Raw genomic sequence first — 14,923 nt, forward strand, 5'->3', positions numbered from 1 at the left:
ATTGAAAAATTTTGATCCAACCGCGATTACTGTAGGAGCGAGCTTGCTCGCGAAGGCGTCAGCACAGGCAACGCAAATCTCAGGGATACTCCAACACCGCCTTGATCTCCCGCAGATGACGTTCGATCCAGCCTGAGTCAATCGCCCCCCAATCGCGGATCAGATAACACCCCGCATGGTTGCGAGCGCCCTCTTCCTGCTTGAATTCGCAAACGATATCCAGATCCGCCAACGCCACGATGGTGTCCTGAGCCGTGCGCCGGGGCATGCCGGTCGCTTCGATCAGTGCCGGTACGCTACTGGCCAGTCCACTGTCGATCAGGTACGCCACGTACAATCGGCGATAAAAGCTGCTTTTGGTTTTGCTTACGTCCGTCACGTTCAGTCCTTTCAATGTCAAAGATCGCCGCCTGCGGTAGCTCCTACAGGTCCCGCCACGTCAGGTACACCCGCACATCAAATTCGACCTGGTGATACCCCGGCAACATGTGTTCACACAACTTGTAGAACGCCTTGTTGTGGTCCGACTCCTTGAAGTGCGCCAGTTCATGCACCACGATCATTTTCAGGAACTCGGACGGCGCGTCCTTGAACAGCGACGCGATGCGGATTTCCTTCTTGGCCTTGAGCTTGCCGCCCTGCACACGGGAAATCGTGGTGTGCAGGCCCAACGCGCGGTGAGTCAGATCCAGGCGGTTGTCGAACAACACTTTGTCGATGGACGGAGCATTGCGCAGGTACTCCTGTTTGAGATCCAGCGCATACGTGTACAGCGCCTTGTCGCTCTGCACCGCGTGTTTTTCCGGGTAACGCTGGCTCAGGTAATCGCCCAGCCGGGCGTCGGCGATCAGCTGTCGCACCTGATCCTGCAAGTTGGCGGGATAGGCCTGGAGGTATTTCAACACGGTCATCGGGGCGGCATTAGAGTCACTGAAAGGTCGCCAGTGTAGCGAATTCAGCGGCTCAGCGCGCTCCAGTCGAATGGCTGCACAAATTCGCCAGAGTCTTCGGCTGTCATGGGCCGCGCAACCAGAAACCCTTGCACATACTCGCAGCCATTGGCTCGCAGCCAGTCATATTGCGCGACCGTTTCCACGCCTTCGGCAATCACCAGCATGCCGAACTGTTTGCACAGATCGATCACACTGCGCACCAATGCCGCATCGCGTACGGATTCCGGCAGCCGGGCGATCAAGTGGCGGTCCAGCTTGAGCGTGTCCAGTTCAAGGTCGCGCAGATGCGACAGCGAGCAGGACCCGCAACCGAAATCATCCAACGCCACCCGCACCCCGAGATCGCGCAGCAGGCGCAGTTGTTTGCGGGTTTCTTCGGGGTTATGCATCAAGGCTTCTTCCGTGACTTCGACTTCCAGATGACGCGGTTGCAAGCCATGACGCTCAAGCACCTGACGCAGTTCGGTGGCCAGATTGGGCATGCCGAATTGCGTGCTGCTCAAACTGATGCCCAGGACCAGGTCCTCGGTAAACAACGTTTCCCAGGCTTTGCGTTGTCCGGCGCTGCGATGGTAGATCCAGCTGCCCAGACGACTGATCAGCCGCGCTTCTTCCAGCAAGGGTAAAAACAGCCCCGGCGGCACATCACCAACACTCGGATGCTGCCAGCGCAGCAAGGCCTCGAATCCGCGAATCCGCCCGTCGGCGATCGCCACCTGAGGCTGATACACCAGATTGAAATCCCGATTGTCGATGGCGCTGCGCACGCTGTCTTCGAGCATCAGGCGCGAGCGTGCCCGTCCGTTCATCTCATGATCGTAGAATCGATATTGCTGACGCCCGGCACGCTTGGCTTCATACATGGCGATGTCAGCGGCCCGCAGCAGCCCATCAAGGTTGGCACCGCAATCGGGAAATGTGGCAATCCCGATGCTGGCCCCCAGGGCGATATCGAGCCCGTCAATTTGCTGACAGATCGATACTCGTTCGATGAGCTTCTCTGCAATCTTGGCCGCTTGCTCGGGAAACTCCAGATCCAGAAACGCCGTAAACTCGTCTCCGCCCATGCGGGCCAGAATGTCAAAGGGCCGTAGGCAGGATTTCAACTGTTCGGACACCCAACGCAACACACGATCGCCGGCGTCGTGCCCCAGGGAATCGTTGACACGCTTGAAACCGTCGAGATCCAGATACAGCAAGACCCAAGCGCTATCGGAACGCTCGCCCCGCAGCAACAGGTTTTCCACGGTCTGGTAAAAGCCCCGGCGATTGAGCAAACCGGTGAGTGGGTCAGTGACGGCCTGGAACTCCAGTTGCTGATGCAGATGGCGCACCACCGACATGTCCAGCACGGTCACCACCATCGACGGCTGCTCCGAGGGCAGTGGCGCGCAGGACAACGCGACCGGCAACTGCTGTCCGGGCGCCGTACGTAATACGGCATCGTGCAGACGCAGGGTTTCGCCCCGTTTGTAACAGGCGAAAAAATCGGATTCGGCCCAGACTGAAAAATGTGGTTTTTGCAGGTAATCGAGAAATTCTTCGCCTTGCAGTTCCTGCACCGTCGCGTTGAGCAGCCGCGAAATCGCCGGGTTGGCGAAGCGAATGACACCGTCCTCGCCCACTACCAGGATCCCTTCGGCGGCGTTGTCCAGCACCGACGCATTAAAAGCCCGAGCGCGCTCCAGGGCCTGACTAAGGCGCTGTAATTGTCGGCGATTGCGCTGATGCTCAAGCAGCGCCTGAACCTTGGGCTTGAGGATCTGTGGGTCGAAGGGCTTGAACAGATAATCCACGGCGCCGCTGGCGTAGCCCTTGATCACCGCGTCCTGGGACTGCTCATTGGCCGTCAGGAAGATAATCGGCGTGAGGCGAGTCCGCTGGCTTCCGCGCATGAGACGGGCCACTTCAAGTCCGTCCATGCCTGGCATCTGCACATCCAGCAGCACCAGGTCGACATCGTATTCAAGTAACAGGCCCAGCGCCTCGAAACCCGACGCAGCGGTAATGACCTGCCAATCCTGACGCTGCAGCAAGGCGCGCATGCTGATCAGATTTTCAGGGTAGTCATCGACTATCAATAATGTTGAGCGGCTTTCATCCGGCGTGGGTTGCGCGCATTCCATGCTGCTTCTCTTTCTGCGGGGGAGTCAGGCCGGTGTCTCGTGAAAACCGGACATTTACTAAGCCATTACTCTAGACCTGGATCCAATAAAGCAGTAGGTGTCAGTGCGCCATCATCTAACCAAAGGGTTAATTCGCCGACTAACGGTCACACCTGCAGGCCGCTAAAACCGGGACAGATGGCAATACGACAGGATGTTGGCGTCAACCATCTGCCAGACGGGCGTTAACAAACCACCCCTCCACGATTATAAAGACCGCCCCAAAAGGCGCGGGCTAGAGCTTCTGGCACGTGCGTGCAGCATGAATCAAATGGAAGAACCGACATGATCGACCTCGCAACCTGGAACCTCAGCGTTCCTGTTGGCAGCCCGCCGTACACCGTACAAACCTCCAGACTGGTGGACGGCTTCAAGGATCAATACTTCCATTCCGACACCGGCACCCTGTTTTTCTGGACCCCGGTGACCGGTTCTCGCACCGAAAATGCGATCTATCCGCGTACCGAACTACGCGAAACCTACAGCAATGGCACCTTGCGCAATTGGTATTACCCCGACGCCGACAACACCTTGCGCGCCACCCTGGCGGTCAACCAGGTGCCGAGTTCAGGGAAAATCGTCATTGGTCAAATCCATGCGTACGAAAGCCAAAAACCCATGGTGAAAGTGGAGTATCAGTACAAGACCAAAACCCAGACCGGCAACATCGTCGCGAAGGTACGCATGCACCCTACCGATGACACAGGCCGGGTGATCACCATTGCCACCGGGGTCAAACTCGACCGCGAATTCTCCTACCTCATTCACCTGAGCCCCGGCGGCGCGTTGGGCATCAGTGCGGCAGGCTACCAGTGGGACACCAACATAAGCGCGACCTGGCGCGACAAACCGCTGTATTTCAAAGCCGGGGTGTATGTACAGGACAACACCGGCTACACCAGCGAGGGCGGGAAGGTGACGTTCAGCAAGCTGGATATTGATCACGACAAGTAGAAAATCGCAGGCTTCGGCAGCTCCTACAGGTATTCAAACCGCAGGCTGCGATCATTGGATTTCAATAAAAAAAACCCGCCTCTCGGCGGGTTTGTATGCGACTCAAACACTAAGGCTTAGTTGACCTTGGCGTTCAGCTCACCTTTCAGGTAACGCTGATACATGCCTTCCAGCGAGATCGCCTTGATCTTCGAAGCGTTGCCGGCAGTGCCGAAGGCTTCGTAGCGCGCGATGCACACGTCACGCATGGCGGTAACGGTGGCGCCGAAGAATTTACGTGGGTCGAACTCGCTCGGGTTGGTGGCCATCAGGCGACGCATGGCGCCGGTGGACGCCAGGCGCAGGTCGGTGTCGATGTTGACCTTGCGCACGCCGTGCTTGATGCCTTCAACGATTTCTTCAACCGGTACGCCGTAGGTTTCTTTGATGTCGCCGCCGTACTGGTTGATGATCGCCAGCCACTCTTGCGGAACCGAAGACGAACCGTGCATCACCAGGTGAGTGTTCGGAATGCGCTTGTGGATTTCCTTGATGCGGTCGATGGCCAGCACGTCGCCGGTAGGCGGCTTGGTGAACTTGTAGGCGCCGTGGCTGGTGCCGATGGCGATGGCCAGGGCATCGACCTGAGTGCGTTTTACGAAGTCAGCGGCTTCTTCCGGGTCGGTCAGCATCTGACTGTGATCCAGAACGCCTTCGGCGCCGATGCCGTCTTCTTCACCGGCCATGCCGGTTTCCAGCGAACCCAGGCAACCCAGCTCGCCTTCTACCGAAACGCCGCAGGCGTGAGCCAAGGCTACAGTTTGTTGGGTCACACGGACGTTGTAGTCGTAGTCGGTCGGGGTCTTGCCGTCTTCACCCAGGGAACCGTCCATCATGACCGAGCTGAAGCCCAGTTGAATGGAGCGCTGGCAGACGTCAGGGCTGGTGCCGTGGTCCTGGTGCATGCACACCGGGATGTGCGGGAATTCTTCGATGGCGGCCAGGATCAAGTGACGCAGGAACGGTGCACCGGCGTATTTGCGAGCACCGGCCGAAGCCTGGACGATCACCGGGGAGTCAGTCTTGTCAGCGGCTTCCATGATGGCGCGCATCTGCTCAAGGTTGTTGACGTTGAAGGCTGGAACGCCGTAGCCGAACTCGGCTGCGTGGTCCAGCATCTGGCGCATGCTGATAAGTGCCATTTTGTGTATCTCTCCCGGTTGAGGGTCGTTAATCGTGCCAGCCTGCCGGAGCGGCGGCGGCTATTCAAGTTATTGCAGATCGGGGGTTGAGCCCGTACCTGCGAATTCAGTGCTGCATCTGGTCACTGCCCTCTGTAGGAGCGAGCCTGCTCGCGATGGTGGCCCAGACAACGCGGGCATTCAGGCACCCCGCGTTATCGTTAACGACCATCGCGAGCAGGCTCGCTCCTACAGGTACGGCATAGTCTGTTTATTGCGCCTTGCAGCCGCGGCCAATCAAATCATTGGTGGCAACCCAGTAAACCAGGCCTTCCTCACCTTTCATGTGAAACGCCAGCATGTCGTTGCTGTACAGCGAGCCCGACGCACCCGGTTCCTCTTTCAAGCGATAAACCTGATCGGCACCGCCCAGGCGCACGTCGACTTCTTTGCGGCTGTCATCGGTGAAGCGCCACAGCACTTTGGCCTGGCTGTCGCAGGTCCAGGCCGTCCAGTTATCCACGGGGGCGGACGACTGGAACGGATTCAGATAGGCGCACCCTGCCAGCAATGCCAGTGCCGTAACGGCGATAAAACCTTTCATCCATGTCCCTCGACCGATGGCACACGCCGCCGGCCCTGAGTAAAGAGTCAGACCCGTCAAGGGCAGCCATGTTCCTTGGCGGGGGTCTGTGTCTCGTATTTGTCCAGGCCATCAGGTCCGGAACGCTTGTTGAGCACCGGGTTGGTTTCCGCTTGCCAGTCGGCCTGGTAGCAGCTTTTTTCCGGCGCGGATGGCGCAGGTTCCGCTGTGGCTTTCGGGTTACTCCCGCAAGCCACCAGTGAACCTGCGACAATCAACAGCGCTAGCGTCTTGACCATTTCAACACTCCCTTGCCTGGTCAAACGGGCGACCCTCAGGCCTTGGCCCGGCTTTCCAGGACTTCAACGGCTGGCAACACTTTGCCTTCAACGAATTCGAGGAACGCACCGCCGCCGGTAGAAATGTAGGAGATTTGCGCGGCAACGCCATATTTGTCGATGGCGGCCAGTGTGTCGCCGCCGCCAGCGATGGAGAACGCTGCGCTGTCGGCGATCGCCTGGGCCAAAACTTTGGTGCCGTTACCGAATTGATCGAACTCGAACACGCCGACCGGACCATTCCACAGAATGGTTTGCGACGACTTCAGCAACTCGGCGAAATTCGCCGCGGTCTGCGGGCCGATGTCCAGGATCATGTCGTCAGCCGCGACGTCAGCGATCAGCTTCACGGTGGCCGTCGCGCTTTCAGCGAATTCCTTGGCAACCACTACGTCGACTGGCAGCGGTACGCTGACCTTGGCGGCGATGGCGCGAGCGGTGTCCAGCAGGTCCGGCTCGTACAGGGATTTGCCGACCGGGTGACCGGCAGCGGCCAGAAAGGTGTTGGCAATACCGCCGCCCACGATCAACTGGTTGCAGATCTGGCTCAGGCTGTTCAGCACGTCGAGTTTGGTCGACACCTTGGAACCGGCGACGATGGCCGCCATTGGCTGGGCCGGAGCGCCCAGGGCTTTGCCCAGTGCATCCAGTTCAGCGGCCAGCAACGGGCCGGCAGCAGCAACTTTGGCGAACTTGGCCACGCCGTGGGTCGAACCCTCGGCACGGTGAGCGGTGCCGAAGGCGTCCATCACGAACACGTCGCACAGGGCTGCGTATTGCTGGGCCAGTTCGTCGGCGTTCTTTTTCTCGCCTTTGTTGAAGCGCACGTTTTCGAACAGCACGATGTCGCCGGCCTTGACGTCAACACCGCCCAGGTAGTCAGCGACCAGTGGCACTTCACGGCCCAGCGCCTTGCTCAGATAGTCGGCGACTGGCTTGAGGCTGTTCTCGGCCGAGAACTCGCCTTCGGTCGGTCGGCCAAGGTGCGAGCAGACCATCACGGCCGCGCCTTTTTCCAGGGCCAGCTTGATGGTCGGCAGCGAGGCCAGGATACGCGCATCGCTGGTGACAACACCGTCCTTGACTGGGACGTTGAGGTCTTCGCGGATCAATACGCGCTTACCTTGCAGATCGAGGTCGGACATCTTCAACACGGTCATGGGTCGCATTTCCTGAGTAGCTGATCTTAGAGAGCAGGTTTTTTTGAAGTCGCTGTTTGCAGATAGTGCTCTGCAACGTCCAGCATTCGGTTGGCAAAACCCCATTCGTTGTCGAACCAGGCCAGGATGTTCACCAGCCGAGGGCCGGAAACGCGGGTCTGACTGGCATCGACGATCGCCGAATGTGGGTCATGGTTGAAATCACAGCTTGCGTGAGGTAGCTCGGTGTAGGCCAGCAGGCCTTTGAGCGGTCCGCTGGTGGCGGCTTCGCGCAGGATCCGGTTGACTTCGCAGGCGTCGGTCGCGGTGGCGGTCTGCATCGTAATGTCGAGGCAGGACACGTTAACCGTCGGCACCCGCACGGCTTTGGCCTGAATTCGCCCGGCAAGTTCCGGCAACAGGCGTTCGATGCCGCGCGCCAGACCGGTGGACACCGGGATCACCGACTGGAACGCCGAACGGGTGCGGCGCAGGTCTTCGTGGTGATAGGCATCGATGACCGGCTGATCGTTCATCGCCGAGTGAATCGTGGTGATCGACACGTAATCCAGACCGATCGCCTGGTTCAGCAGACGCAACAACGGCACGCCGCAGTTGGTGGTGCAGGACGCGTTGGACACCAGCAGTTCGTCGCCGGTCAGGCAGTCCTGGTTCACGCCGTAGACGATGGTGGCGTCGACATCGGTCTCGCTGGCCATCGGCTGGGAAAACAGCACGCGCGGGGCGCCGGCGTCGAGGAACCGCTGGCCGTCTTCGCGCGTGTTATAAGCGCCGGAGCACTCCAGCACCAGATCAACGCCCAGGGACGTCCAATCGATGCCTTCGGGGGTGGCACTGCGCAGGACCTTCACGCAGTCGCCATTGATATGCAGACAATCGCCATCCACTCTCACTTCGCCGGGAAAACGCCCGTGAGTGGAGTCAAAGCGTGTCAGGTATTCGATGCTGGCCATGTCCGCCAGATCGTTGATCGCGACAATTTCAAACCCGGCCTTGTCGCCTCGCTCGAACAACGCACGCAAGACGCAACGACCAATCCGGCCGTAGCCGTTGAGTGCAACTTTGTAAGGACGCGGTTGAGGCATGGGGTTCTCGATAGTATTCGCTAACAACACAACCCCTGTAGGAGCTGTCGAGTGAAACGAGGCTGCGATCTTTAAAGATCAAGATCAAAGGATCGCAGCCTTCGGCAGCTCCTACAGGGTATCGCAGATGCCGTTGTTGCTTAGTCTTCCAGCAACTCTTCAGCCTGACCCAGGATGTTTTCCAGGGTGAAACCGAACTCTTCGAACAAGGCAGGCGCAGGCGCCGACTCGCCGTAGGTGGTCATGCCGATCACGCGGCCTTCCAGGCCCACGTACTTGTACCAGTAGTCTGCGTGAGCAGCCTCGATGGCGATACGGGCGCTGACCTGCAACGGCAGAACCGATTGCTTGTAGCCGGCGTCCTGGGCATCGAAGACGCTGGTGCATGGCATGGAAACCACGCGAACCTTGCGGCCCTGCTCGGTCAGTTTGTCGAAGGCCTGAACGGCCAGACCCACTTCCGAACCGGTGGCGATCAGGATCAGCTCTGGCTCACCAGCGCAGTCTTTCAGCACATAACCACCACGGCTGATGTCGGCGATCTGGCCGGCATCACGGGTTTGGTGCTGCAGGTTCTGACGCGAGAAGATCAGGGCCGAAGGACCGTCCTTGCGCTCCAGTGCGTATTTCCAGCTCACGGCCGATTCAACAGCATCGGCTGGACGCCAGGTGTCGAGGTTCGGCGTGCAGCGCAGGCTGGCCAGTTGCTCGATTGGCTGGTGAGTCGGGCCGTCTTCGCCCAGACCGATGGAGTCGTGGGTGTAGACGTGGATCACACGCTGCTTCATCAGAGCGGACATGCGCACTGCGTTGCGGGCGTATTCCATGAACATCAGGAAGGTCGCGCCGTAAGGCACCAGGCCGCCGTGCAGGGCAACGCCGTTCATGATCGCGGTCATGCCGAATTCGCGCACGCCGTAATACATGTAGTTGCCACTGGCGTCTTCGGCAGTCACGCCTTTGCAGCCTTTCCACAGGGTCAGGTTGGAGCCGGCCAGGTCAGCCGAACCGCCGAGGAACTCAGGCAGCAACGGGCCGAATGCATTCAGCGCGTTCTGACTGGCTTTACGGCTGGCAATGGTTTCGCCTTTGGCAGCGACTTCAGCGATGTAGGCCGAGGCTTTTTCGCTGAAATCAGCCGGCAGTTCGCCGCTCAGACGACGAACCAGTTCGTTGGCTTCGGTCGGGAATGCTGCGGAGTAGGCCGCGAAACGCTGGTCCCACTCGGCTTCGGCAGCTTTACCTGCTTCCTTGGCATCCCACTCGGCATAGATGTCGGCCGGAATTTCGAACGGGCCGTGGTTCCACTTCAGCGCCGCACGGGTCAGGGCGATTTCCGCGTCACCCAGCGGGGCGCCGTGGCAGTCTTCCTTGCCTTGCTTGTTCGGCGAACCGAAGCCGATGGTGGTCTTGCAGCAGATCAGGGTCGGCTGCTCGCTTTTGCGGGCCGTATCGATCGCGGTCTTGATCTCTTCCGGATCGTGACCGTCGACATTGCGGATCACTTGCCAGTTGTAGGATTCGAAGCGCTTCGGCGTGTCATCGGTGAACCAGCCTTCGACTTCGCCGTCGATGGAGATGCCGTTGTCATCGTAGAAGGCAATCAGCTTGCCCAGGCCCAGGGTACCGGCCAGGGAAGCGACTTCATGGGAGATGCCTTCCATCATGCAGCCATCACCCAGGAACACATAGGTGTGGTGATCGACGATGTTGTGGCCTGGGCGGTTGAACTGCGCCGCCAGGACTTTTTCAGCCAGGGCAAAGCCCACGGCGTTGGCCAAGCCCTGGCCCAATGGACCGGTGGTGGTCTCAACACCCGGGGTGTAGCCAAGTTCCGGGTGACCCGGGGTGCGGCTGTGCAGCTGACGGAACTGCTTCAGGTCTTCGATCGACAGGTCGTAGCCAGTCAGGTGCAGCAGCGAGTAGATCAACATCGAGCCGTGACCGTTGGACAGCACGAAGCGGTCACGGTCGGCGAAGGATGGATTGCTCGGGTTGTGCTTGAGGTAGTCGCGCCAAAGTACCTCGGCGATATCCGCCATACCCATGGGGGCACCCGGATGGCCGCTGTTGGCTTTTTGCACGGCATCCATGCTGAGGGCACGAATGGCGTTGGCACGCTCACGACGGCTAGGCATCGCTGTTCTCCTGGGGGCTTGATTAAAACGAATCGGAAAAAAGGCGAGCATTTTCCCTCACCCGGACGCCTCGGGGCAATGACAGATAGTCATCTGAAGGCGTTTTTCCAACGGATAACGGCGGTTTCGGTTGGTGAATCCTTTCCGCCGTCCGTTTGTTGACTGAAGCTAACGCCTGGAAGTGCCATCTATCGTGCAATATCAAAACTTTTTGATATTGCCCTTGCGATGCTTTCGACCCATGACTAGACTGCCGGCCCTATGAACTTACGCGTGCCCTCCATTCAACATGACGATTGCGATGAGCTGGCGGCCCTGTGCAAGGCTGGCGGCGATCCTCTGCGGTTGAATGTCTTGCGCGCATTGGCCAACGACTCGTTCGGCGTGCTGGAACTGGCGCAGATTTTCGGCATTGGCCAGTCGGGCATGAGCCACCACCTCAAGGTCCTGGCCCAGGCCGACCTGGTGGCGACCCGCCGTGAGGGCAACGCGATTTTCTACCGTCGCGCCCTGCCTCACACCGAACTGCTGGGCGGCAAACTGCACGCCGCGCTGCTCGACGAAGTGGACAATCTGACGCTGCCGGCTGACGTACTGGGGCGCATCGCACAGGTCCATGGGCAACGCGCAGCGGCCAGCCAGGACTTTTTTTCACGGGTCGCGGAGAAGTTTCGCGCCCAGCAAGACCTGATCGCCGGCCTGCCGCAGTACCGCGACAGCGTGGTGGCCCTGCTCGACAAGTTGAGCTTCGGTCAAGGCGCCACAGCCATTGAAGTCGGCCCCGGAGACGGCGCATTTCTGCCGGAACTGGCGCGCCGCTTCACCGAGGTCACGGCGCTGGACAACAGCACCGCGATGCTCGAACTGGCGCGCCAGGTCTGCGAACGCGACAAGCTGACTAACGTCAGCCTGCAACTGGCCGACGCCTTGAACGGCGTCTCTCTCAAGGCCGATTGCGTGGTACTGAACATGGTGCTGCACCACTTTGCCGCACCGGCCGATGCGCTCAAGCACATGGCCCACTTGCTGCAACCAGGCGGTAGCCTGTTAGTGACAGAGTTATGTAGCCACAACCAGAGTTGGGCCAAGGAGGCCTGCGGTGATCTCTGGTTGGGGTTTGAACAGGACGATCTGGCCCGTTGGGCCACCGCTGCGGGACTCGTTCCCGGGGAAAGCCTCTATGTAGGCTTACGTAATGGTTTCCAGATCCAGGTCCGTAACTTTCAGCGGCCGGCTGGCGACACTCACCATCGGTAATTTCAGGAAAACATCGAGATGAGCGAATACTCCCTTTTCACCTCCGAGTCCGTGTCTGAAGGGCATCCGGACAAAATCGCCGACCAGATTTCTGATGCGGTGCTGGACGCCATCATTGCTGAAGACAAGTTCGCCCGTGTGGCGTGCGAGACTCTGGTGAAAACGGGCGTGGCGATCATCGCCGGCGAAGTTACCACTTCGGCCTGGGTTGACCTGGAGCAGATCGTTCGTGACGTGATCACCAACATCGGCTACACCAGCTCCGACGTTGGCTTCGACGGCGCGACCTGCGGCGTGATGAACATCATCGGCAAGCAGTCCCCGGACATCAACCAGGGTGTCGACCGTGCCAAGCCTGAAGATCAGGGCGCCGGCGACCAGGGCCTGATGTTCGGCTACGCCAGCAATGAAACCGACGTGCTGATGCCTGCACCGATCACCTTCTCGCACCAGCTTGTACAAAGGCAAGCTGAAGCCCGTAAATCCGGCCTGCTGCCTTGGCTGCGTCCGGACGCCAAGTCGCAAGTAACCTGCCGTTACGAAAACGGCAAGGTTGTCGGTATCGACGCCGTCGTTCTGTCGACCCAGCACAACCCTGAAGTGTCGTACAACGACCTGCGCGAAGGCGTGATGGAGCTGATCGTCAAGCACGTGCTGCCTGCCGAACTGCTGTCCAAGGACACCCAGTTCCACATCAACCCGACCGGCCAGTTCATCATTGGCGGCCCAGTGGGTGACTGCGGTCTGACCGGTCGCAAGATCATCGTCGACAGCTACGGCGGCATGGCCCGTCACGGCGGCGGCGCATTCTCCGGCAAGGATCCATCGAAGGTTGACCGTTCGGCAGCCTACGCCGGGCGTTACGTGGCCAAGAACATCGTAGCTGCCGGCCTGGCTGAGCGTTGCGAGATTCAGGTGTCCTACGCCATCGGTGTTGCCCAGCCGACGTCGATCTCGCTGAACACCTTCGGCACCGGCAAGATCAGCGACGACAAGATCGTCAAACTGGTCCGCGAAGTGTTCGACCTGCGTCCATACGCGATCACCACCATGCTCGACCTGCTGCACCCGATGTACCAGGAAACCGCAGCGTACGGCCACTTCGGTCGCACCCCGGCAACCAAGACCGTTGGTGACGACACTTTCACCACGTTCACATGGGAGAAAACCGACCGCGCCGACGCCCTGCGCTCCGCTGCCGGCCTGTAACTTCCTGCTGCACCCAAAAGCCCCGCACGGTTCGCGCCCTGCGGGGCTTTTTATTGGGGTTGGCTTTACACCGTGGCGCGGCCAGTCCTGTCACCGGCAATACCCAGCAAAACACCCCCTCGCTGCACCAACTGATACTGATCTAGCCTTCACGCACCTCACCGAGCAAGGACGCTCAAGATGCTTCCCGACCTGCGCCTGCTTTTTTCCGCTCTTCTGACCTTTGCCCACCTGACCGCCAGCGCCACTGAGTGCCCCGACTGGCCTTCCGAACGCGCCCTGAATGAAGTCGGCAAGCTGCAACAGCAAATCGACATCTGGGACGACAACTATCATCGACAAGGTCGCTCACTGGTTGCCGATGAACTCTATGATCAGTCCCACGCGCGGCTGAGCAGTTGGCGCCAATGCTTCAATCTGGGCCCTGCCGCGGATCCTTTACGCACGGCTCGCGGGACAATCTCCCACCCGATTGTCCATACCGGGCTGGGAAAACTGCACGATGCAAGTGCTGTCGAAAAATGGTTGCGTGACCGGGTAGATGTCTGGGCACAACCGAAAATCGACGGCGTGGCGGTCACGCTGATTTACCGTAATGGACAACTGGCTCAGGCAATCAGTCGCGGCGACGGCGTAAAGGGTCTGGACTGGACAGTGGCCGCACGGCAGATTCCGGCCATTCCCAACCAGTTATCACAATCCCTGAACCTGCTTGTACAAGGTGAAATCTATTGGCGCCTGAACAAACACGTACAAGCCCGGGACGGCAGTCTCAATGCCCGTGCCACGGTGGCCGGGTTGATGGGTCGCAAGATGTTGAATGATGCACAGGCTGCCGGTATCGGTGTGTTCGTCTGGGACTGGCCCCAAGGCCCGGCGAGCTTGCCAGCACGAGCGGCTGCATTGAATGAATTGGGTTTCCCCGACACCGTCGCGTATAGCCAGCCGATCCATGGACTGGCCGACGCCGAACGCTGGCGCGACCACTGGTATCGCTCCGCCCTGCCCTTCGCCAGTGACGGCATTGTCCTGCGCCAGAGCCAGCGTCCGTCCGCCGACCGCTGGCAGGCGAAACCGCCTTACTGGGGCGTGGCCTGGAAGTACCCGTTCGCCCAGGCTCTGGCCGACGTGCGCAAGGTTCACTTCCAGATCGGACGGACCGGGCGCATTACCCCGGTGCTGGAGCTCAAACCGGTGAAACTGGATGATCGGCAAATCAAGCGTGTCAGCGCCAGCTCCCTGCAACGCTGGCAGGAGATGGATATTCGCCCGGGCGATCGGGTCTCCATCAGCCTTGCCGGCCTGACGATTCCGAGGCTCGATGACGTCGTTTTGCGCAGTACGGAACGCGTTGAATTAAACGTGCCCCAGACCGAGAACTTTCATCCGTTGAGCTGCTGGCAGCCGACCCCTGGATGCGAAAGCCAGTTTCTTGCGCGCCTGACCTGGCTTAGCGGCAAACAAGGCCTGGCCTTGCCCCATGTCGGCGCCGGCACCTGGGAAAAACTTCTTGCAACAGGTCACCTGAATAGCCTGCTGGATTGGATGACCCTTGATGCCCGAGAGCTTGCTAACATTGACGGTTTCGGCGAACGCAGTGCAATGCGTCTTGCTGCCAGTTTCAGCAGCGCCCGACAACGTCCTTTCGCTCGCTGGCTCAACGCGTTGGGATTGCCGCCGACAGGCCAGGCGAAACTCGCCGATTCATGGCAGGCACTGGCACAACGAAACACCGAACAGTGGCAGGCCGAAGCCGGTATCGGACCGGGGCGCGCGGCGCAATTGAACGCCTTTTTCCGCGATCCGCAGGTGCTGGCTCTGAGTGAAACGTTACGTGACATCGGGATCGACGGCTTTTAGCCGACGTCCACCGGGAACCCCAAGGTGTCGATCGGCTCAAACAAGCCATCGTCACCCCGCT

At 59.7% G+C, this 14,923-nt stretch carries 13 protein-coding genes; 4 read left to right on the forward strand and 9 right to left on the reverse strand.

All coding sequences use genetic code 11. The features are described 5' to 3' along the window. Window positions 1–79 precede the first annotated feature (79 nt). From QMK58_RS27690 to QMK58_RS27700, 3 genes are read right to left on the reverse strand one after another with little or no spacing between them, the layout of a single operon-like run. A complete protein-coding gene (locus QMK58_RS27690; RefSeq protein ID WP_320395675.1) occupies window positions 80–379 on the reverse strand; it encodes a winged helix-turn-helix domain-containing protein in 300 nt (99 codons plus the stop codon). A gap of 43 nt (window positions 380–422) precedes the next feature. Beyond that, complete coding sequence (locus QMK58_RS27695) at window positions 423–911, reverse strand: M48 family metallopeptidase (RefSeq protein ID WP_053163149.1); 489 nt, start codon at window positions 909–911, stop codon at window positions 423–425. A 44-nt stretch (window positions 912–955) separates the two neighbouring features. Next, window positions 956–3,079, reverse strand: a complete 2,124-nt coding sequence (locus QMK58_RS27700; RefSeq protein WP_053163151.1) for a putative bifunctional diguanylate cyclase/phosphodiesterase — start codon at window positions 3,077–3,079, stop codon at window positions 956–958. A gap of 324 nt (window positions 3,080–3,403) precedes the next feature. Between QMK58_RS27700 and QMK58_RS27705 the strand changes: the two genes are divergently transcribed. Continuing rightward, window positions 3,404–4,072 carry a polysaccharide lyase family 7 protein gene (locus tag QMK58_RS27705; protein ID WP_053163152.1) on the forward strand — a complete coding sequence of 223 codons (669 nt, stop codon included), beginning with the start codon at window positions 3,404–3,406 and terminating at the stop codon, window positions 4,070–4,072. Window positions 4,073–4,188: 116 nt separating this feature from the next. Here the strand turns inward: QMK58_RS27705 and fba are convergent, their stop codons facing one another. From fba to tkt, 6 genes are all read right to left on the reverse strand, one after another. Continuing rightward, window positions 4,189–5,253, reverse strand: coding sequence for a class II fructose-bisphosphate aldolase (gene fba, locus QMK58_RS27710; RefSeq protein ID WP_053163154.1), 1,065 nt, complete (start codon window positions 5,251–5,253; stop codon window positions 4,189–4,191). A 250-nt stretch (window positions 5,254–5,503) separates the two neighbouring features. Continuing rightward, window positions 5,504–5,836, reverse strand: coding sequence for an MliC family protein (locus tag QMK58_RS27715; protein ID WP_053163157.1), 333 nt, complete (start codon window positions 5,834–5,836; stop codon window positions 5,504–5,506). 56 nt (window positions 5,837–5,892) lie between these two features. Beyond that, entirely contained in the window at window positions 5,893–6,114 is a 222-nt protein-coding gene (locus QMK58_RS27720) for a hypothetical protein (RefSeq protein ID WP_053163159.1), read from the reverse strand. A gap of 35 nt (window positions 6,115–6,149) precedes the next feature. Then, the gene (locus QMK58_RS27725) at window positions 6,150–7,313 is read right to left on the reverse strand and encodes a phosphoglycerate kinase (RefSeq protein ID WP_320395676.1); all 1,164 of its coding nucleotides are present in this window, start codon (window positions 7,311–7,313) and stop codon (window positions 6,150–6,152) included. A gap of 26 nt (window positions 7,314–7,339) precedes the next feature. Continuing rightward, entirely contained in the window at window positions 7,340–8,398 is a 1,059-nt protein-coding gene (epd, locus tag QMK58_RS27730; protein WP_320395677.1) for an erythrose-4-phosphate dehydrogenase, read from the reverse strand. 140 nt (window positions 8,399–8,538) lie between these two features. Continuing rightward, on the reverse strand, window positions 8,539–10,536 hold the full coding sequence (gene tkt / locus QMK58_RS27735; protein WP_053163165.1) for a transketolase: 1,998 nt from the start codon (window positions 10,534–10,536) through the stop codon (window positions 8,539–8,541). Window positions 10,537–10,797: 261 nt separating this feature from the next. Here tkt and QMK58_RS27740 point away from each other — a divergent pair, with 261 nt between their 5' ends. From QMK58_RS27740 to ligB, 3 genes are all read left to right on the forward strand, one after another. Further along, entirely contained in the window at window positions 10,798–11,793 is a 996-nt protein-coding gene (locus QMK58_RS27740) for an ArsR/SmtB family transcription factor (RefSeq protein ID WP_053163168.1), read from the forward strand. Window positions 11,794–11,811: 18 nt separating this feature from the next. Continuing rightward, window positions 11,812–13,002: a methionine adenosyltransferase gene (metK, locus tag QMK58_RS27745; protein ID WP_008050251.1), complete on the forward strand. Its 1,191-nt coding sequence runs from the start codon at window positions 11,812–11,814 to the stop codon at window positions 13,000–13,002. Window positions 13,003–13,182: 180 nt separating this feature from the next. After that, entirely contained in the window at window positions 13,183–14,862 is a 1,680-nt protein-coding gene (gene ligB / locus QMK58_RS27750; RefSeq protein ID WP_320395678.1) for an NAD-dependent DNA ligase LigB, read from the forward strand. The last annotated feature ends 61 nt before the right edge of the window (window positions 14,863–14,923 follow it).

The sequence above is a fragment of the Pseudomonas sp. P8_241 genome (assembly GCF_034008315.1).
Taxonomy (GTDB): Bacteria; Pseudomonadota; Gammaproteobacteria; order Pseudomonadales; family Pseudomonadaceae; genus Aquipseudomonas.